Genomic DNA, 19,557 nt, shown 5'->3' with positions numbered 1-19,557 from the left:
CGTAGCAGAAAGGGGCCGCGCAGGTTAACAGCCGGCGTAGATCACTGTTTGCAGATTGGCTGAAAAAATTCGCCCGCTGTCAACAGAAAACGCCCGGGCGAAGTCAAAGATTGACTCCACCCGGGCGTTCTGCTGTTTGAGCTACTGCATGCCTATCCGGCGACGACAGCCAGCGACACCGGCACGTTGACCGACGGGTGCAGACGCACCGCGATCTTGTGGGTGCCGACCGACTTGATGTGCGCCTTGGGCAGCTCGACGGTGCGCTTGTCGAGGTTCGGGCCACCGGCCTTCTTGATCGCGGCGACGACGTCACCCGCGGTCACCGAACCGAACAGCTTGCCGCTGTCGGCACCGGCCTTGACAGCCAGCGACACGGGGCCGAGGGCCTCGATCGCCTGCTTCAGCTCGTTGGCGTGGTCCAGGTCCCGAACCGTCTTGGCGTCGCGCGCCCGACGGATCTCGTTGGCCTGGCGCTCGGCACCACGGCTGGCCAGGATGGCCAGGCCGCGGGGCAGCAGGTAGTTACGGCCGTAGCCGTCACGAACCTCAACGGCGTCGCCGGCCGAACCCAGGTGGTCGACCTCGGTGGTCAGAATGAGCTTCATATTTCTCAGTCCTCCCTATCGCGTCGACGAGCTGAACGGAAGCAACGCAACCTCACGGGCGTTCTTCACGGCGATGGCGATGTCGCGCTGGTGCTGCACGCAGTTACCGGTGACGCGACGGGCACGGATCTTGCCGCGCTCACTGATGTAGGTCCGGAGCAGTCCGGTGTCCTTGTAATCGATGATCTGCGCCTTCTTGGAGCAGAACACGCACTTGCGGGTCTTGACCGGCTTTTCCGGGGCCGGACGCCGCTTGGTGGCCTTAGCCATGTGTTTCTCTTTCTGGGTCTAGCTGGTTTCCCAGCCAATTACGTGGATCAGAAGGGCGGCTCGTCGTCGGCGCCGCCGAACGAACCCGATGCCGGGGCGCTGCCCCACGGGTCGTCGGCCGGAGCGCCGCCGCCACCGGCGGGCTGGCGGGAACCGCCGCCGCCACCGAAGCCGCCACCGCCGCCGCCACTGCGGTTGGCCTTGTTCACCTTCGCCGTCGCGTACCGCAGGGACGGGCCGATCTCGTCGACCTCGACCTCCATCACGGTGCGCTTCTCACCCTCACGGGTCTCGAACGAGCGCTGCTTCAGCCGGCCGGTCACGATGACACGCGACCCCCGGGTCAGGCTCTCGGCGACGTTCTCGGCCGCCTCCCGCCAGATGTTGCAGCGGAGGAACAGCGCCTCCCCGTCCTTCCACTCATTGCTCTGCCGGTCGAACATCCGCGGCGTCGAGGCCACGGTGAAGTTCGCAACGGCAGCACCGGACGGCGTGAAGCGCAGTTCCGGGTCAGCGGTCAGGTTTCCGATAACGGTGATGGTGGTGTCACCAGCCACGAGATCCTCCTGGGACGGATTGGGTGAATTAGGCGCGAGCCTACGCAAGGCGCGCGACAAATCCGCAGAGCTTCGGTGCTTCTAGTGCTTGTCGGTCCGCAGGACCTTGGTACGCAACACCGACTCGTTCAGATTCAGCTGACGGTCGAGCTCGTTGACCGTGGCCGGTTCGGCCTTCACGTCGACAACCGCGTAGATGCCTTCACCGTGCTTGGCGATCTCGTAAGCCAGCCGGCGGCGGCCCCAGATGTCCACCTTTTCGACGCTGCCGCCGTCTTTGCGGACGACGTTCAGGAACGTCTCCAGCGACGGAGCTACGGTGCGCTCGTCAAGTGTGGGGTCGAGAATGACCATGATTTCGTATGGACGCATGTGGAACCCATCACCTCCTATGGTCGTGTCGGCCACGGCGTGTTCCGTGGCAGGAGGGTCGCCTGCGTCGGCAACCGGGCCAGGTTACCCGAAGAGCCCCTGAGCTGCGAAATCGGCACTCAGAAGTGCCGCACTGACGGAGCCGTAAAGATCGATAGGCTGGGTGCACGATTGCTGTCGGCGAGGGGGACGCATGACCTATCCACACGGGCCCTACGGCCAGGGGTTTCCGGGGCAGCCCGGCTACCCGCAGCAGCCAGGATATCCGCAGGGCTACCCGCCCCAGCCCGCCTACCAGCAGGGATACCCACAGCCGGGCGCCTACCCCGGCGGCTATCCGGGCGGCTTTCCGCCCGCACCCATGCCACCCGCGTCGCCTGGCGGGGGCACGGCTATCAGTGCGGCAGTGCTGGCGACACTGGGCGCGTTGGCAGGCCTCGGCAGCGGGATTCTCGCTCTGATCAGTATTGCGGCGATCAAAAGTGACTCTGGACTCTCGAACCTCTCCGCGATCTCCGGCGAGGTCTACGCCTTGCTGATCGTCGGGAGCCTGGCCAGCATCCTCTTCGGGGCGGTGCTCCTGGCCGGGGCCGTGATGCTGATTCAGCGCAAGATGCTGGGGCGCTGGCTCATCATCGGCGGATGCGCGCTGGCCATCGTGAGCAACCTCATCGGCTTTGCCGTACGTACCAGCGCAACGGCCGGCTACCCGGGCTACGGAGGCTTGGGAGTGCTCCCGCTGCTGGGCATGGTCTTCCCAGTCACCACCATCGTGCTGGTCCTACTGCCGGCGACCGCCGCGTGGATTCAGGCCAAGCGCAATACCGCTGCACCGCAGCATTTTCCGCAGTACCCGCCGCCGCATCAGGGCTGAGTCAGGGCCGGCCGCGCGCGATGCGTTGACTGCGAATCTGCGCAGGCACCCACTCGAACTTTTGCAGCGTCAGTTCGCAGTCAACGCGGAAGTTCTCTGTCACCCCGGCATGTGCGTCACGGCCGATAGGCTGACTTCACAGCGTTTTGTCAGCGAGGGGGACGCATGACGTATCCACAGGGGCCCTACGGCCAGGGGTTTCCCGGGCAGCCCGGCTACCCGCAGCAGCCAGGATATCCGCAGGGCTACCCGCCCCAGCCCGCCTACCAGCAGGGATACCCACAGCCGGGCGCCTACCCCGGCGGCTATCCGGCCGGTTTCCCGCCGCCCATGCAGCCGGTGCCGCCCAGCGGTGGTACCGCGGTCACCGCTGCTGTGTTGTCGATCCTGGGTGCACTCGCGAACGGCGGCATGGGACTGTCTGGCTTGTCGTCGATCGCCAGGATCAGGAGCGAGTCCGCCGCCGCCTTTCCCGGCGGGACCTACCCCCTCGCGATCATGTTCTGCACGTCCGGCGTTCTCGCCGCCGTGTTGCTCTTGGTCGGCGCCACGATGTTGCTCCTGCGCAAGATGTCCGGCCGCTGGCTCATAGTCACCGGCTGCGTGCTGATCATCGCCGGGACAGTGATCAGCTACGGGCTGCACAACGCCATCTCGGAGTACGAAGGCGGCCCCCGATTTGGCGTCCTGGGCTTGCTCTTCCCGATCCTGACGATGGTGTTGTCCCTGCGACCATCGACGATGGCGTGGATTCACGCCAAGCGAAATCCGGTTGCGCCGCAGTACTTTCCGCAGTACCCGCCGTACCAGGGCTAATTGGTTCAACCTGGCGTCAGAGGGGAAACATGACGTATCCGCAGTACCCGCAGCCAGGCGCCTACCCCGCCCCGCCGGCGGCACCGACCCAGCCGAGCGGCGGCACCGCGATCACCGCCGGAGTGCTGGCAGCATTAGGCGGATTGCTCGGCCTCGGCCTCACCGCCGTCTCACTGTTCTTCCTGATCGCCATCGCATCGATCGGCAGCAACTTCGACCATTCTGATCTCGAACTCCTCGACAGCATCTTCGGCGTCCTTGCCATCGGAATGGTCGCCGTGGTGATCATCGGGTTCGTGCTCGGCACGCTGATGAGCGTGTTGCTCATCGCCGGCGCAGTGCTGCTCTTTCGGCGCAAGATGCTCGGCCGGTGGCTCGTGGTCAGTGGATGTGCGGTGGCCATCGTGAGCAACCTGATGACCTCCGTCTTCACCACCGCCGTGACGTCGGATGGCTGGTACTCGCCCGAAAGTGTCGTCAGCGCCGTTGTCGGCCTGGCATTCCCGATCATCACGATGGTCCTGGTGCTGCTGCCGTCAACCACCGCGTGGATCAGAGCGGGACAGAGTCAGGCTGCGCCACAACAACTTCCGCAGTACGCGTATTACCCGCCGTATCAGGGCTGAGTCGGGGCCAGCCCTCCCCGGCATGTTCGATCCCGGGCCGTCAGCTTTCCTTGACGTCAAGGAAAGCTGACGGCTCCAGATCGAAGCTGCCAAGGGAGAGAGCGCGACCGGCGCCGCGAAAGTGCGGCCAGCGCGCCGCACAAGCGACATCCGCGCCGACTGCACACTCGCGGCAAGAAGAACCTAGGCCTCGGCCGTCTTCTTGATCGCCGCCAGCGTCACCGGGATGCCTTCCTTCGCGTACTTCGTGCGGAGTGCGATCTGATGCTCGGCGTCGTCGGGCCAGCGCCCGTGGAAGCCCTCGATACCGGCCGGCAGGAACTCCCACGACTGCGTCAGCCGGGTGCCGTCGTCGACGGGATCGACGGTGAAGCCCCACCGCACCCAGCCGCCGTTGACCTCCCACACGAACTCGCGGCCGGGCTCGGCGACGACCACCTGGCTGCGGGTCTCCCAGGTCCGGTCGCCCTCCTCGTTGCGACCCTTGAACCAGGCGCCGGCCACCGGGCCGCCGTCCTCGTCCTCCCACCAGCACTCTTTGCACTGCGGGCTCCACTGGCCCATGTTGGTCACGTCGGAGACCAGCGCATAGAGGGTCTCGGGATCGGTGTCGACGACGATGGAATCGGAGAAGGTCAGGTCAGTCACGCCTCGACCCTGCCACCGAGCGCGACAGAACGCAGCCCCTTTATGCCGTGGGCGCAAGCTCCGGTTCAGGCTCGGACGCGGGATCGGGTTCTGCGGCGGCCGCCGGGCGCGGACGGAGCCGGGCGGGCAACCAGCGCGGCGGATTGTCGTCGGCTTCGTCGAACACGCCGCCGGACGGATCGTCCACCCGGCCGCCCCAGCGGACCAGGTCCACCTCCGGCCGGTAGATGGCACGAATCACCAACGCACACAAGCCGATCACCGCGATGTCCCGCAGCAGCACGGTCGTGGTGAAGAACTGTTCGGGCAGCCCGAGCTTGGGGTCGTCGTACAGATACAGCATCCGTGGAATCCAGATCAGTGCGTCAATGGTCATCCACGCCAACAGGATTCGACGATGCGGCAGCGCGAGCGCGGCCAGCGGCACCAGCCACAGCGAGTACTGCGGGCTCCACACCTTGTTGGTCAGCAGGAACGCCGCGACGACCAGGAACGCCAGCTGCGCCAGCCGCGGCCGCTGCGGGGCCGTCCACGCGACGTAAGCGATTGCCGCACAACACAGGACGAAGAGCACTGCGGTGACGGTGTTGAGCACCGTCGGCGGTTCCCAGAACCCGAGGTTGGTGTCGAAGCCGCTCCAGCCGGTGAAGGACTTCACCACGTTGTACAGCGAGTCCATGTCATCCCCGCGCCGGGTGTTGAGCCGGAAGAACTCCGACCACCCGCGCGGGTACATCAGCATGATCGGCAGGTTCACCGCGATCCACGTCACCAGCGCGGCGATCGCGGTCTTGACCACGGGCCGCCACTTGCCGGTCCGCACCGCCAGCATCGCCAGCGGGATCAGCAACAGCAGTGGGTAGAGCTTCAGGGCCACGCCGACCCCGATGAGCACGCCGGCCACCACTGGTTTCCGCCGCGACCAGGCCAGCATGGCGCCGGCCGCGCACCCCGTCGCGAGCGCGTCGAAGTTCGTGAACGCCTGGAAGATCAGGATCGGCGACCCCGCCACAATCGCGGCGTCCCAGACCCGTCGGCCGGACATTCGCATGGTCGCCCAGACGGTGGCCATCCACGCCAGGGCCAGCCCGAACGCCGAGATGTTGAAGAACATGATCACCTCGGCGACCACCGGCATCCGGACCAGTTTCGACAGCGCCGTGTAGGTCTTGGCCACCGACATGGACGCGTACTGGTACATGCCCGTCAGCACCGGGTATTCCATGTAGCGGATGGCCCGCGTGCCGTCGTACTGGATGCGCGGCTTGTGCGCGCTGTCGGTCTCGATCCAGCTGGACTTGTACGGGAACTTGCCCAGGTTCAGCAGCTCCGCGGTGTACAGCGGCACGGTGTCCGAATAGCAGAACTCGTAGTAGGCCCGCTGGTTCTGCCAGTTCGCCACCCGCTGATCGGCGGTGCCGGAGCCCGTCGTCACCAGGCACGGCGCCTTGGTGGTGTAGCCCAGCCCCAGGAAGACGAGTGCGATCAGCAGCATCACCCGGAACGGGGTCAGGAACGGCGCCCGCCCGATCATGGCGTGCCGGCCCACCGGCCCACCCACGACACCGGACAGCGCGGCACCCAGGACGTCGGTGCGGCTGGGCAGGTCGCGGTCGTCGGCGCTACGCAGGTCCCGGGCCAGCCGGGCAGGCGAGACCGTCGGGGCGCCGGGCTCGTCAGGTTCCTCGACCGTCACGGCGGCGGCGGGGGGCCAGGCTGGTTCGGGTCACCGCCGCCAGGAGGCGGCGCATCCTGGTGCGGGCCGACCTGCATGGTCGTCGGCGGACCGAACGGGATGGTGATACCCGGGGCGATGACGAGCGTCGGCTGGACCACCGTCTCCGTGGGCGCACCCGGCGGCGGCCCCTGCGGATCATCGGGCGCCGGTGGCTTGATCACCGGGGCCTGCGGGACGCCCGCGTACCCACCGATGGCAGTGGGCTTGGGGAACGACTCGTTGTCGGTGCCCTTCAGCGCGCCGTCCATCGTGGATTTCCAGATGTCCGACGGCAGCCCCGAGCCGTACACCGGTCCGCCGCCCTTGTTCACCAGTGGCTGCGTCCCGGCCGTCGTGCCGACCCACACCGCGGTGGACAGCGACGGCGTGTAGCCGACCATCCACGCGTCACGGTTGGCGCCGGTGTCACCGAGCTGCACGGTGCCCGTCTTGGATGCGGAGGCCCGGCCGCCGGCCAGGTTGTGGCCGCGGGAGTACCCGGCGATCGGCTGCATCGCCGAGGTCACGTTGTCGGCGACGGCCTTCGGAATCCGCTGCTCACCCGAGCCGTCCTGCGACGACGCGTCGAACAGCACCTGCCCGTCGCCGTTGACGACCTTCTGCACGAAGTGCGGCTTGTGGTACTGGCCGGACGCGGCAAGCGTCGCGTACGCGGAGGCCATGTCCAGCGCGCGGCTCTGGTACTGACCAAGCACCACACCGTTGTTGGGCGGTCCGCCCTTGCCGTCCTCGGACAGCGTGTGCTCGACGCCGGGGAAGCTGTCGGCGACGCCGGCCTTGTGTGCGGCGTCGGCGACATCCTGCGCGCCGTGCTTGAGCTTGAGCATCAACCGGTAGTAGCTGGTGTTCAGCGACCGCTTCAATGCCTCGGCGATGCTGCAGGTGCCGCAGCCCTCGCCCTCGACGTTGGTGATGTTGATGCCGTTGACCGTCACCGGTGAGCTGTCCACCTGGTAGCCCAGGCCGATGCCCTGCTCCAGCGCCGCCACCAACGCGAAGACCTTGAACGACGAACCCGTCGGCAGACCCGCCTGCGCGAAGTCGAAGCCGTTGGCGTCGGAGCCGCCGTAGTACGCCTTGATGCCGCCCGTGTGCGGATCGACCGACACCACCGCCGCCCGCATGTCATCCGCCTGGCCGTCCAGGTACTTCGACACCGCATCCTCGGCGGCCGACTGCGCCTTCGGGTCGATGGTCGTGGTGACCTGCAGCCCCTCGGTGTTCAGCGCCTGCTCGTTGATGTTGAAGATGCTCTGCAGCTCCTTCATCACCTGTCGCTGGATCAAGCCGTTCGGGCCCTCCGTCTGGTTCTCCTGGCGGGCCTGCTCCGGCGGCACGGTGGCCGGGAACTTCTGTTGCGCGCGGTCCTCCTTGGACAGCGCACCCATGGTCACCATGCCGTCGAGTACCCAGTTCCAGCGCTCGGCGGCGCCCTCTGGGTCGACGGCCGGGTCCAGGGTCGACGGCCGCTGGATCAGGGCGGCGAGCAGCGCGCCCTCGGCCACGTCGAGTTGCTCGACCGGTTTGCCGAAGTACGCCTTCGACGCCGCGCCGATGCCGTAGGTGCCGCGGCCGAAATAGATGATGTTCAGATACGCCTGCAGCACTTCGTCTTTCGACCACTGCCGGGACATCTTGGTGGCGATCACCAGCTCCTTGGCCTTGCGGACCAAGCCGCCCATGCCGGAGCGGGCATCACCGACCAACGCGTTCTTCACGTACTGCTGCGTGATGGTCGAGCCGCCCTGCAGGTCGCCGCCGAAGATGTTGTTCTTGAACGCGCGCGCGAAGCCGGAGAACGAGAAGCCGGGGTTGGTGTAGAAGTCGCGGTCCTCGGCGGCCATCACCGCGTTGCGCACATGCACGGGGATCTGGTCGATGTTGACGTCGACCCGGTTGCCTTCCGGCGGGACGAACTTCGCCAGTTCGGTGCCGTCGCTGGCCAGGATGGTCGACACCTGGTTGGTGCGGATGTCACCCGGCTTGGGGATGTCGACGATGAGGTACGCCATGCCGAACGTGACGATCGGCAGCACCAGCAACACGACGATGCCGGCGTAACAGAGCCGCCGGAACAGCTTCCAGTTCCACTTGAACTTCGGCAGCTGGGGTCCGCTGGACTTTCCGCCGCCGGTCCGCGGGGGCGGTGGTGGCGGCGACTTCGGCGGCGGGTTCATGCCGCCGGCCGCGCTCATCGGGGGCTGGCTCGGCCGTTTGGTGCCGTCCAGCGCCGCCTTCACGGCGTCGATCGGATCCCGCAGCCGCGGGTCGTCGGCCTTCCCGACCGACGGCAGGATCATGGTGCGCCGGTCATCCGGCGGCACGGGGCCAGGCCGACCTTGCTGCGCGCCGGCTGCCGGCCCTCTGGTCGCGTCGTCGCCTGACCGGCTGTGACGCCCAGCCCCACTCACTCCGTCACTCACTGGCGGTGCGCGCTTTCGAGCGCGCCGCGCGCGTGCCACGAGGCTTCGCCGACTTCGGGGGACTCGGCGTCCCCAATACATATGACTTGACCAAATGATTCCAACTGCAAGTGCGGCATACCTCCACCACGTGAACCGCGAATTCGTCGAACTTGGCGGCCAGCAGGACGAGCTCCTCGGTGGAGCGGGCCGAACCCGACACCGCCCCGAGGTGATCGCCGAACACCCACGACACCAATGTCAGTGGTTCCTTCCGGCAGATGGGGCACATCACCGAACTGGACCGGCCATGAAATTTTGCAGCGCGCAGCAGGTAGGGGTTGGCATCACACACCTCGGTGACGCCGGTACGGCCCGAGTAGACCTCGGCCAGCAGCGACCTGCGCCGGAGCGCATAGTCGACCACCTGCCGCTGCAATCGCACGTTGACCAGAGTACGTCGGGCAGCTGGACGCCGATGCGTGATGGCACGCATGTAGCCGGGTTGTAGCCAGCTTGAGAGGTGCAGTGGTAGACGGCTTGTGGCCGGGCTCACGCGGCCGTGCCACCTGACCTTTACTCTTTCCCGGTGGCCACCGCAGCGACCCGGGCGAAAGACAGCGACCGCAACGACACCTGCCAGATTCTGGACATGGCGCTGGCCGACGGCCAGCTGTCGGCCGAGGAGCACCGTCAGCGCGTCGCCACGGCCACCAAGGCCGTCACCCTCGGGGAGCTGCGCTCGCTGGTGACCGATCTGCAGACGGGGAACTCGTCGGTCAAGCTCCCCACCTTGAAGACGGGCGCGGGCCGCGCGGTGCCGTCGACCGGCTGGGGCGTGCTCGCCGCCGGCGCCGCGGTGATGCTCGTGGTCGGTCTCGCGATCGGCTGGGGTATCTACGCCGCGCCCGGCCAATCGCCGCTGAGCGCAGCCGAAGACCCCGGCGCCAAGCCCGACGGGATCGCGCCGATCGTGCTGACCCCGCCGCGCCAGCTACAGTCGCTCGGCGGGCTGACCGGGTTGCTGACCCAGATGAAGAAGAAGTTCGGCGACACCACCGGCTATGAGCTGAACATCTACGGGGACTACGCGATCCTCGAGCGCCCCGACCCGGGCGAACCACGCCGGGTGCTGCGGTACGACTACCGCGGCGGCTGGGACGACCCCGACACCACCTCGGTGAGCAGCGACGAACGCGTCGTCGACCTGGGCAAATTCAACGTCGAGAAGATCGCCGGAATCCTGCACGGCGCCCCCGAGACCCTGGGCATCAAGCGCAACGAGATCAACACCGTCTACATCTCGATCAAGGCCGGCAAGGACATCACGGCGCCGCAGGACACCGTCGAGATCTCGATCTACGTATCCGGCAAGTTCAACAACAGCGGCTACATCGACCTGGACCCGGACGGCAACCAGAAGCAGATCAACTACCCCGGCTGATTCGCCCCATGTTCGGGCCGCGTTGACGCCCGCATCGAATGCTGTTCATCTCCATGTGAGCTCTCGATTGGCTCCGTATATATCGGCGCGATACTATTGTGCGAGGTGTTGAGGCGTCGTAGCGCCTGATAGGTGACGCCGTCAGTCAAATCGGGAGGTGACACTGTGCTGGAGCTGGCCATCCTGGGGCTTCTGCTGGAGTCCCCCATGCACGGCTACGAGCTGCGCAAGCGCCTGACCGGACTACTAGGAGCCTTCCGGGCTTTTTCCTACGGCTCCCTCTACCCGGCGCTGCGTCGCATGCAGGCCGACGGCCTGATCGTCGAAGACGCCGCACCCCTCGGTTCGACGAAGGTGCGCCGCGCGCGCCGCGTCTACCAACTCACCGATGCCGGCAAGCAACGGTTCACCGAACTCGTCGCAGACACCGGTCCCCAGAACTACACCGATGACGGATTCGGTGTGCACTTGGCGTTCTTCAATCGGACGCCCGCCGAAGCCAGGATGCGAATCCTGGAAGGGCGGCGCCGTCAGGTCGAGGAGCGTCGCGAAGGTCTGCGCGAGGCGATCGCACGGGCCAGTAGTTCACTCGACCGCTACACGAGCCAGCTGCATCAGCTCGGGCTCGAGTCCAGTGAGCGCGAAGTGAAATGGCTCAACGAACTGATTGCAGCCGAGCGCGTGGCAACTGCCGGACCGACGGCGCCGCCGTCACAAGGCCACGCCGACCAAACCTGAGCGCTCACGCCCCGGCGAACGCACTGAAAGAGTAGGAAAAGGAGACCGTCACATGTCTGAGTCGAACGAGGTTCGGGTCGCAATCGTCGGCGTAGGCAACTGCGCGGCATCGCTCGTCCAGGGCGTGCAGTACTACCAGAACGCTGACGAGAACACGATCGTGCCGGGACTGATGCACGTGAAGTTCGGCCAGTATCACGTGCGCGACGTGAAGTTCGTGGCCGCGTTCGATGTGGATGCCAAGAAGGTCGGCTTCGACCTGTCCGAGGCCATCTTCGCTTCCGAGAACAACACCATCAAGATCGCGGACGTGCCGCCCACCAATGTGACGGTGCAGCGCGGCCCGACCCTGGACGGCATCGGCAAGTACTACGCCGAGACCATCGAGGTGTCCGACGCCGAGGCCGTCGACGTGGTCAAGGCACTCAAGGACGCCGAGGTCGACGTTCTGGTCTCCTACCTGCCCGTCGGTTCGGAAGAGGCCGACAAGTTCTACGCGCAGTGCGCCATCGACGCCAAGGTCGCGTTCGTCAACGCGCTGCCGGTGTTCATCGCCTCCGACCCGGTGTGGGCCAAGAAGTTCGAGGACGCCGGTGTGGCGATCGTCGGCGACGACATCAAGAGCCAGGTCGGCGCCACCATCACCCACCGCGTGATGGCCAAGCTGTTCGAGGACCGCGGCGTCGCCCTGGACCGCACGTACCAGCTGAACGTCGGCGGCAACATGGACTTCAAGAACATGCTCGAGCGCGAGCGCCTGGAGTCCAAGAAGGTCTCCAAGACCCAGGCCGTCACCTCGAACCTGACCGGCTCGCTGGCCGACAAGGTCTACGACAAGAACGTCCACATCGGCCCGTCGGACTACGTCGCGTGGCTCGACGACCGCAAGTGGGCGTACGTCCGCCTCGAGGGCCGCGCCTTCGGTGACGTGCCGCTGAACCTGGAGTACAAGCTCGAGGTCTGGGACTCCCCCAACTCGGCCGGCATCATCATCGACGCCGTGCGCGCCGCCAAGATCGCCAAGGACCGCGGCATCGGTGGCCCCATCCTGCCGGCCTCGGCCTACCTGATGAAGAGCCCGCCGGAGCAGGTCGCCGACGACCTCGCCCGCACTCAGCTCGAAGCCTTCATCGAGGGTTAAATATCGACGTCAGAGTGGGCGGCCAGGTGAAACCTGGCCGCCCACTTTGTATTTGGGGCGCCGGGATGGTCAGGGCCGGCGCTGTGAGACTGGCCACAACCACCCTCCTCAAACTGGAACTAGTCCAGAAAATGGGACTAAGCTACGGACTCGTAACCGACATCCGATAGTGACCCGAAGTGAGGTTCCCGTGGCCCTGATCAACAAGCAGATCAAGCCGTTCTCCGCCACCGCGTACAAGAACGGCACCTTCATCCCCGTGTCCGACGCCGACATCGCGGGCAAGTGGGCGATCTTCTTCTTCTACCCGGCCGACTTCACCTTCGTCTGCCCGACCGAGCTCGGCGACCTCGCCGACCACTACGAGGAGCTGCAGCGCCTCGGCGTCGAGGTGTTCTCCGTGTCCACCGACACCCATTTCACCCACAAGGCGTGGCACGACTCGTCCGACACCATCGGCAAGATCCAGTACGCCATGATCGGCGACCCGACCCTGCAGATCAGCACCAACTTCGAGGTGCTTCGTGAGGACCAGGGCCTGGCCGACCGTGGCACCTTCCTGGTCGACCCCGACGGCGTCGTCCAGTTCACCGAGGTCACCGCCGAGGGCATCGGCCGCAACGCCGCCGAGCTGGTCCGCAAGGTCAAGGCCGCCCAGTACGTGCGCAACCACCCGGGCGAGGTCTGCCCGGCCAAGTGGGAAGAGGGCGAAGAGACCCTGGCCCCGTCGCTGGAACTCGTCGGCAAGATCTAGCTCTGCACTGTTGGTTGACGGTGCGGGTCTGGTTCATCCGGCCCGCACCGCCCATCAAAACTGTTTTCCACCAATATCTTTCGGGCCACGAATGGCCCAGCCAGTCCTCTCATCGATGGAGTTGATCCGCATGCTCGACACCTCACTCGCCGGCCAGTTGAAGTCCCTGCTGGAGCGCCTGACCGCGCCCATCGAGCTGGTGTCCTCCCTCGATGACAGCCCCAAGTCCACCGAACTCGCCGCACTGCTCACCGAGATCGCGGCAATGTCGGACAAGATCACCTACTCGCGCGGCGACGACGATGCCCGCCGGCCGTCATTCGCGATCCGACGCGCCGGCACCGACGTCGAGGTCCGGTTCGCCGGCATCCCCCTCGGCCACGAGTTCTCGTCGCTGGCCCTGGCCCTGCTGCAGGTCGGCGGATACCCGTCGAAGGAAGCCCCCGAACTGCTCGAGCAGGTACGGGGCCTCGACGCCGACCTGCACTTCGAGACCTACTTCTCGCTGTCCTGCCAGAACTGCCCCGACGTGGTGCAGGCACTGAACCTGATGGCGATCCTCAACCCGCGCATCACCCATGTCGCCATCGACGGCGCGCTGTTCAAAGACGAGGTCGAGCAGCGCAAGGTGCTGGCGGTGCCCACCGTCTTCCTCAACGGTGAGGTGTTCGACTCGGGCCGAATGACCCTCGAGCAGATCATCGGCAAGGTCGACGTCGGCGCAGCACAGCGCACCGCCGAAGCCATCGCAGAGAAGGACCCCTTCGACGTGCTGGTGATCGGTGGCGGACCCGCAGGAGCGGCGGCCGCAATCTACGCTGCCCGCAAGGGAATTCGCACCGGCGTGGTCGCCGAGCGATTCGGCGGCCAGGTCCTCGACACCATGGCGATCGAGAACTACATCTCCGTCCCGCACACCGAAGGACCGAAGTACGCCGCGGCGCTGGAAGCCCATGTCGGCGAGTACGACGTCGACGTGATGAACACCCAGCGCGGCGCGAAGCTGCTGCCCGCGATCGACGAGGGCGGGCTCATCGAGATCTCGCTGGAAAGTGGCGCCTCGCTGACCGCTCGCACCGTCATCCTGTCCACCGGCGCCCGCTGGCGCTCGATGGACGTGCCGGGCGAGGCTGAGTACCGCAACAAGGGCGTCACCTACTGCCCGCACTGCGACGGGCCGCTGTTCAAGGGCAAGCGCGTCGCCGTCGTCGGCGGCGGCAACTCCGGCGTGGAGGCCGCGATCGACCTCGCCGGCGTCGTCTCCCACGTGACGCTGATCGAGTTCGATTCGGTGTTGCGCGCCGACGAGGTGCTGCAGCGCAAGCTGCGCAGCCTGCCCAACGTCGACATCCTGCTGAGCACGCTGACCACCGAGGTCCTCGGCGACGGCGATCAGGTCACCGGCCTGACCTACCAGGACCGCACCACCGGCGAGTCGCACAACCTCGAACTGCAGGGCGTCTTCGTCCAGATCGGCCTGCTGCCCAACACCGAGTGGCTCGAAGGCAGCGTCGAACTGTCCAAGCGCGGCGAGATCGTCATCGACGAACGCGGCCAGACGTCGGTCCCCGGCGTGTTCGCCGCCGGCGACTGCACGACGGTGCCGTTCAAGCAGATCGTCATCGCGGCGGGAGCCGGTGCGACAGCGGCGCTCTCAGCGTTCGATCACCTGATCCGAACCTCCGCCCCGGTCGGCAGCTGAGCGCTCCCCGGCGCCGGGGGTAGTGTCCGAAACGTGGCCCTCGAGATCTCCGACGACGACCTGCTGGCGCTCGACGAGTTCGGGCTGTTGCCCGAGAACGCCGAGCAGATCGGCGCGACCGGTCCGCTGCCGGCGGTATCCCGGATCGAGGACGGGCCGATCAGCCTGCTGAAGTGGGACACCTCTGAACCCGAGGTCGTGTTCCTGCACGGCGGCGGGCAGAACGCGCACACCTGGGACACCGTGATCCTCGGTCTCGGCTTGCCGGCGCTGGCGATCGACCTGCCCGGGCACGGGCGGTCGGCCTGGCGTGAGGACGGCGACTACGGGCCCAAGCTCAACGCGGAAACCCTGCGGCCGGTGCTGCGCGCGCACGCGCCGTCGGCCCGGCTGGTGGTCGGAATGTCGTTGGGCGGACTGACCGCGCTGCGCATCGCGGCGACCGACGCTGCCCTGGTGCCCTCGCTGGTCTTGATCGACGTCACCCCGTCGGCGCCGGAACGGCACGAGCAGATGACCAAGGCCCAGCTGGGCGCGGTCGCGCTGGTGAAGGGCGACCGCAGCTTCCCCAGTTTCGCCGCGATGCTGGACGTCACGATGGCCGCATCCCCGCACCGCAGCCGGGACTCGTTGCGACGCGGCGTCTTTCACAACGCCAAACAACTCGACGACGGCACCTGGACCTGGCGCTACGACTCGCTGCGCGTCGGTGACGGCTTTGCCGGACTGTGGGACGACGTCCCGTCCATCACCATGCCGACCACGCTGGTGCGGGGCGCCAATTCGTACTTCGTCAATGACGACGATGCCGCCGCTTTCGCCGCCGGCGCGCCGGGTTTCCAGCGGACCCACATGGTCGCCGATTCCGGGCACTCGGTGCAGGGCGATCAGCCCGCGGCGCTCGTGGACATTCTGCGGGGCGTCCTCGGCCGCTAGCGTGGGGACATGACCTTTCCCATCCGCATCGGGGTTCAACTGCAGCCCCAGCACTCCCCCAACTACGGCCTGATGCGCGACGCGGTCCGTCGCAGCGAGGACCTCGGCGTCGACGTCGCCTTCAACTGGGACCACTTCTTCCCGCTGTACGGCGATCCCGACGGCGCGCACTACGAATGCTGGACCATGCTCGGCGCCTGGGCCGAGCAAACCTCGCGGATCGAGATCGGCGCCCTGGTCAGTTGTAACTCGTACCGCAACCCGGAACTGCTGGCGGACATGGCGCGGACGGTCGACAACATCTCCGACGGGCGGCTGATCCTGGGCATCGGATCGGGCTGGAAAGAGAAAGACTACGACGAGTACGGCTACGAATTCGGCACGGCCGGAAGCAGACTCGACGACCTGGCGGCGGCGATGCCGCGAATCATCTCGCGGTTGGGCAAGCTCAATCCGGCCCCGGTGCGCGAGATCCCGATCCTGATCGGCGGCCAGGGCGAACGCAAGACGCTCAAGCTCGTCGCCCAGTACGCCCAGATGTGGCACAGCTTCACCACGGCGTCGACATATCCGGAGAAGGCCGCCGTGCTGGACCGGCACTGCGCCGACGTCGGCCGCGACCCGAGCACCATCGTCCGCTCGGCCGGCGTGGACGACAGCGGCGACGGCCTGATCGCCAACGCCGAAGCCCTGACCGCGCTGGGTGTTTCGTTGCTGACGGTGGGCGTCAATGGACCGGACTACGACCTGACCCACGCCGAAGCCCTGTGCCGGTGGCGCGACAGCCAGTAACCGACGCGGCCCGGCCGGATCAATTCCGGGCGAGCTGAAGCCGCTGCATTCGGCCGGGCACCCGCTAGGTTGACCTGCGTGACCTCTTTCCTGCGTGCGGCGGTAGCGATACTGGTGGCACTCCTGGTCTGCTCGCTGTCCGTGGGCGTCCCGGCCCGCGCCACCACCGACCAGTGCGCCCCGCCGGGCGTGCAGAGCGCCAGCGCACTGCCCACCAACCTGGCCACCGCCGCCCAGGGCGACGGCACCGACAAGTACACGACGCCTGGTACCCAACCGCTTTCGACGGTGCGGCCCGAGACCTTGGGGCTGGGCACCCCCGGGGTGCTGACCGTCGGCACGCTGTCCGATGCGCCGCCGAGCGTCTGTATCAACTCGGGCGGCCAGTTCACCGGCTTCGACAACGAGCTGCTGCGGGCCATCGCCGAGAAGATCGGGCTGCGCGTCAACTTCGTCGGCACCGATTTCGCCGGGCTGCTCGCCCAGGTCGCCTCCCGCCGGTTCGACGTCGGGTCGTCATCGATCACCACCACCGACGCCCGGCGCCGCACCGTCGGATTCACCAATGGCTATGACTTCGGCTACTTTTCGCTCGTCGTGCCGAGCGGATCGGCCATCAACGGGTTCGGTGCACTGAAGGCGGGCCAGCGCATCGGCGTCGTGCAGGGCACCGTGCAGGAGGCCTACGTCGTCGACACCCTGCACCTGGAACCGGTCAAATTCCCGGACTACGCCACGGTTTACGCCAACATCAAGACTCGGCAGATCGACGCCTGGGTGGCACCGTCGCAGCAAGCCTCGGGCACCGTGCAACCGGGTGACCCGGCGCGGATCGTCGAAAACACCTTCAGCTTGGACAATTTCGTGGCCTACGCGGTCGCGAAGGAGAACAAACCGCTGATCGACGCGCTCAACGCGGGCCTCGACGCGGTGATCGCCGACGGCACCTGGGCGCGGCTCTATTCGGACTGGGTACCGCGAGCCCTGCCGCCGGGCTGGAAGCCCGGATCGAAGGCCGCTCCGCTGCCGCAACTGCCCGACTTCAACGCCATCGCCGCGTCGCATGCGTCCGCTGCACCGACGTCCGGTCCCGCACCGAAATCCACCCTGTCCCAACTGAAAGACGCATTTCTGGACTGGCGCCTGTATCGGCAGGCCATCCCGGATTTGTTCAAGACGGGCCTGCCGAACACCCTCATCCTGACCGTCAGCGCCAGCATCATCGGCTCGATCATCGGTATGACGCTGGCCATCGCGGGCATCTCCCGGTCACGCTGGCTGCGGTGGCCGGCGCGGGTGTACACCGACATCTTCCGCGGGCTGCCCGAAGTGGTGATCATCCTGGTGATCGGGCTGGGCATCGGTCCGGTGGTGGGCTCGCTGACCGGAAACAACCCGTACCCCTTGGGAATTGCCGCGCTGGGACTGATGGCGGGCGCCTACATCGGGGAGATTCTGCGCTCGGGTATTCAGAGTGTCGACGCCGGCCAGCTCGAGGCTTCGCGTGCGCTTGGCTTCGGCTACCCGGCGTCGATGCGCCTGGTGGTGGTGCCACAGGGCGTTCGCCGGGTGCTGCCGGCGCTGATGAACCAGTTCATCTCGCTGCTGAAGGCGTCGTCGCTCGTGTACTTCCTCGGGTTGATCGCCAGTCAGCGCGAGCTGTTCCAGGTGGGCCGCGACCTCAACGCGCAGACCGGAAACCTTTCTCCCCTGGTTGCTTCCGGCTTGTTCTACCTGGCCCTGACCGTGCCCCTGACTCACCTGGTCAACTACATCGACCGGCGACTCAGTAAAGGTCGGCCCGCCGAACCCGAGCTCACCGCCGCGACCGAGGAGATCGCATGACCGCCCCGCAGCCGGTTTCCCTGGCCGCCAACGACATTCACCTGTCCTTCGGGGCCAGCACGGTCCTGCGGGGCGTCGATCTGGACGTGCCGGCCGGCACCACGACGGCCGTCATCGGCCCGTCGGGCTCGGGCAAGTCGACGCTGCTGCGCACTCTGAACCGGTTGTACGAACCGGACCGCGGAGACATCCTGCTCGACGGTCGTTCGGTCCTGAAGGACAACCCGGATCAACTGCGCCAGCGGATCGGGATGGTGTTCCAGCATTTCAACCTCTTCCCGCACCGGACGGTGTTGGAGAACGTCACCCTAGGGCCCCGCAAACTCAAGCGACTGGACGCCGATGCCGCCCGCGAACTCGGCCTGAAACTGCTGGAGCGCGTCGGACTGAAGCACAAGGCCGAGGTTCGCCCCGCGACCCTCTCCGGCGGACAACAGCAACGTGTCGCGATCGCCCGCGCCCTGGCCATGAACCCCCAGGTGATGTTCTTCGACGAGGCCACCTCGGCGCTGGATCCCGAATTGGTCAAGGGCATCCTGACGCTCATCAGCGAACTCGGTGCCGACGGCATGACCATGGTGGTCGTCACCCACGAGATGGGTTTCGCCCGGTCAGCGGCAGATTCGGTGGTGTTCATGGACGGCGGTCGCGTGATCGAGACCGGAACCCCCGAGCGGATCTTCGAATCCGCAGAAACTCAACGTTTACGTCAATTTCTGGCGCAGGTTGTCTAATACCGGCCAGTATCCGGCATACACGTTAGACTATCGAACTATGTCGTCGACGGAGCCGCAGGTCGCGGACCTTGCAGGAGACCTGCAGCAGGTCCTCTCCAAGCTGTTCAACGTGATGCGCCGACGCGTCGAGATCCCGAAGGACGCCGAGGCCGGCGCCGACCTGACCCTCGCGCAGTTGTCCATCCTGCTCACGCTGCTGGATCGCGGACCCATCCGGATGACCGAGCTGGCCGCGCATGAGCGGGTCCGCACCCCCACCACGACGGTGGCGATCCGGCGGTTGGAGAAGCTGGGTCTGGTCAAGCGGTCCCGTGACCCTTCTGACCTGCGCGCCGTCCTGGTGAATGTGACGCCGCGCGGACTCGTGCAGCACCGTGAGGCCCTCGAGGCCCGTCGCAAGGTCCTGATCGCAATGATGGCCAAGCTGACACCCGAGGACATCGACAACATCTCCAAGGCCCTTGCGCCACTGGAGAAGCTGGCCACCAGCAACGACGACTAGCCGCGCGACGATCAAGCGGCGAGGAACGAGCCGCGCTGAGAAGCGCGGCAATACC

At 66.6% G+C, this 19,557-nt stretch carries 21 protein-coding genes; 13 read left to right on the top strand and 8 right to left on the bottom strand.

Annotated features, from left to right (window positions below; all coding sequences use genetic code 11):
• Positions 1 to 152 precede the first annotated feature (152 nt).
• From rplI to rpsF, 4 genes are all read right to left on the bottom strand, one after another.
• Positions 153 to 608: a 50S ribosomal protein L9 gene (gene rplI / locus ACNO8X_RS03290; protein ID WP_043391573.1), complete on the bottom strand. Its 456-nt coding sequence runs from the start codon at positions 606 to 608 to the stop codon at positions 153 to 155.
• Between the two features lie 15 nt (positions 609 to 623).
• Complete coding sequence (gene rpsR, locus ACNO8X_RS03285) at positions 624 to 878, bottom strand: 30S ribosomal protein S18 (RefSeq protein WP_043391572.1); 255 nt, start codon at positions 876 to 878, stop codon at positions 624 to 626.
• A gap of 47 nt (positions 879 to 925) precedes the next feature.
• The gene (locus ACNO8X_RS03280) at positions 926 to 1,435 is read right to left on the bottom strand and encodes a single-stranded DNA-binding protein (protein WP_043391569.1); all 510 of its coding nucleotides are present in this window, start codon (positions 1,433 to 1,435) and stop codon (positions 926 to 928) included.
• Positions 1,436 to 1,516: 81 nt separating this feature from the next.
• Positions 1,517 to 1,807, bottom strand: a complete 291-nt coding sequence (rpsF, locus tag ACNO8X_RS03275; RefSeq protein WP_043391567.1) for a 30S ribosomal protein S6 — start codon at positions 1,805 to 1,807, stop codon at positions 1,517 to 1,519.
• A 193-nt stretch (positions 1,808 to 2,000) separates the two neighbouring features.
• On the opposite strand from rpsF, the gene ACNO8X_RS03270 reads away from it, so the two are divergent.
• From ACNO8X_RS03270 to ACNO8X_RS03260, 3 genes are all read left to right on the top strand, one after another.
• A complete protein-coding gene (locus ACNO8X_RS03270; RefSeq protein ID WP_418004129.1) occupies positions 2,001 to 2,681 on the top strand; it encodes a hypothetical protein in 681 nt (226 codons plus the stop codon).
• A gap of 165 nt (positions 2,682 to 2,846) precedes the next feature.
• Positions 2,847 to 3,497, top strand: a complete 651-nt coding sequence (locus tag ACNO8X_RS03265) for a hypothetical protein (RefSeq protein ID WP_418004128.1) — start codon at positions 2,847 to 2,849, stop codon at positions 3,495 to 3,497.
• Between the two features lie 29 nt (positions 3,498 to 3,526).
• Entirely contained in the window at positions 3,527 to 4,123 is a 597-nt protein-coding gene (locus ACNO8X_RS03260) for a hypothetical protein (protein ID WP_418004127.1), read from the top strand.
• A 183-nt stretch (positions 4,124 to 4,306) separates the two neighbouring features.
• Here ACNO8X_RS03260 and ACNO8X_RS03255 read toward each other — a convergent pair whose 3' ends face one another.
• From ACNO8X_RS03255 to ACNO8X_RS03240, 4 genes are read right to left on the bottom strand one after another with little or no spacing between them, the layout of a single operon-like run.
• On the bottom strand, positions 4,307 to 4,771 hold the full coding sequence (locus tag ACNO8X_RS03255; protein ID WP_043986347.1) for an SRPBCC family protein: 465 nt from the start codon (positions 4,769 to 4,771) through the stop codon (positions 4,307 to 4,309).
• Between the two features lie 40 nt (positions 4,772 to 4,811).
• Positions 4,812 to 6,467, bottom strand: coding sequence for a glycosyltransferase family 87 protein (locus ACNO8X_RS03250; protein WP_418004126.1), 1,656 nt, complete (start codon positions 6,465 to 6,467; stop codon positions 4,812 to 4,814).
• Complete coding sequence (locus tag ACNO8X_RS03245) at positions 6,464 to 8,920, bottom strand: transglycosylase domain-containing protein (RefSeq protein WP_418004125.1); 2,457 nt, start codon at positions 8,918 to 8,920, stop codon at positions 6,464 to 6,466. Before ACNO8X_RS03245 ends, ACNO8X_RS03250 begins: the two co-directional genes overlap by 4 nt.
• Positions 8,921 to 8,924: 4 nt before the next feature.
• Entirely contained in the window at positions 8,925 to 9,356 is a 432-nt protein-coding gene (locus tag ACNO8X_RS03240; RefSeq protein ID WP_043391555.1) for a DUF5318 domain-containing protein, read from the bottom strand.
• A gap of 144 nt (positions 9,357 to 9,500) precedes the next feature.
• Between ACNO8X_RS03240 and ACNO8X_RS03235 the strand changes: the two genes are divergently transcribed.
• The 10 genes from ACNO8X_RS03235 (at position 9,501) to ACNO8X_RS03190 (ending at position 19,502) form a co-directional block, all read left to right on the top strand.
• Positions 9,501 to 10,355 (top strand): DUF1707 SHOCT-like domain-containing protein, encoded by an 855-nt coding sequence (locus tag ACNO8X_RS03235; RefSeq protein WP_418004124.1) that lies wholly within the window; start codon positions 9,501 to 9,503, stop codon positions 10,353 to 10,355.
• 165 nt (positions 10,356 to 10,520) lie between these two features.
• Positions 10,521 to 11,093, top strand: a complete 573-nt coding sequence (locus ACNO8X_RS03230; protein WP_418005757.1) for a PadR family transcriptional regulator — start codon at positions 10,521 to 10,523, stop codon at positions 11,091 to 11,093.
• A 52-nt stretch (positions 11,094 to 11,145) separates the two neighbouring features.
• Positions 11,146 to 12,234: an inositol-3-phosphate synthase gene (locus ACNO8X_RS03225; RefSeq protein ID WP_260934868.1), complete on the top strand. Its 1,089-nt coding sequence runs from the start codon at positions 11,146 to 11,148 to the stop codon at positions 12,232 to 12,234.
• A 190-nt stretch (positions 12,235 to 12,424) separates the two neighbouring features.
• Positions 12,425 to 12,988, top strand: a complete 564-nt coding sequence (gene ahpC / locus ACNO8X_RS03220) for an alkyl hydroperoxide reductase subunit C (RefSeq protein ID WP_043391547.1) — start codon at positions 12,425 to 12,427, stop codon at positions 12,986 to 12,988.
• A 130-nt stretch (positions 12,989 to 13,118) separates the two neighbouring features.
• A complete protein-coding gene (gene ahpF / locus ACNO8X_RS03215) occupies positions 13,119 to 14,690 on the top strand; it encodes an alkyl hydroperoxide reductase subunit F (RefSeq protein ID WP_418005756.1) in 1,572 nt (523 codons plus the stop codon).
• A 33-nt stretch (positions 14,691 to 14,723) separates the two neighbouring features.
• The gene (locus ACNO8X_RS03210; RefSeq protein ID WP_418004123.1) at positions 14,724 to 15,626 is read left to right on the top strand and encodes an alpha/beta fold hydrolase; all 903 of its coding nucleotides are present in this window, start codon (positions 14,724 to 14,726) and stop codon (positions 15,624 to 15,626) included.
• A gap of 9 nt (positions 15,627 to 15,635) precedes the next feature.
• Positions 15,636 to 16,418, top strand: coding sequence for an LLM class F420-dependent oxidoreductase (locus ACNO8X_RS03205; protein ID WP_418004122.1), 783 nt, complete (start codon positions 15,636 to 15,638; stop codon positions 16,416 to 16,418).
• Positions 16,419 to 16,508: 90 nt separating this feature from the next.
• Positions 16,509 to 18,263 (top strand): ABC transporter substrate-binding protein/permease, encoded by a 1,755-nt coding sequence (locus tag ACNO8X_RS03200; RefSeq protein WP_418005755.1) that lies wholly within the window; start codon positions 16,509 to 16,511, stop codon positions 18,261 to 18,263.
• Entirely contained in the window at positions 18,260 to 18,997 is a 738-nt protein-coding gene (locus tag ACNO8X_RS03195; protein WP_043986341.1) for an amino acid ABC transporter ATP-binding protein, read from the top strand. Before ACNO8X_RS03200 ends, ACNO8X_RS03195 begins: the two co-directional genes overlap by 4 nt.
• A gap of 40 nt (positions 18,998 to 19,037) precedes the next feature.
• Positions 19,038 to 19,502 carry a MarR family winged helix-turn-helix transcriptional regulator gene (locus ACNO8X_RS03190; RefSeq protein ID WP_043391536.1) on the top strand — a complete coding sequence of 155 codons (465 nt, stop codon included), beginning with the start codon at positions 19,038 to 19,040 and terminating at the stop codon, positions 19,500 to 19,502.
• The last annotated feature ends 55 nt before the right edge of the window (positions 19,503 to 19,557 follow it).

The sequence above is a fragment of the Mycobacterium sp. PDNC021 genome (genome assembly GCF_048282635.1).
GTDB lineage: Bacteria > Actinomycetota > Actinomycetes > Mycobacteriales > Mycobacteriaceae > Mycobacterium > Mycobacterium llatzerense.
Note: the sequence above shows the minus strand (reverse complement) of the source record. Positions and strands in the feature narration are given on the sequence as shown.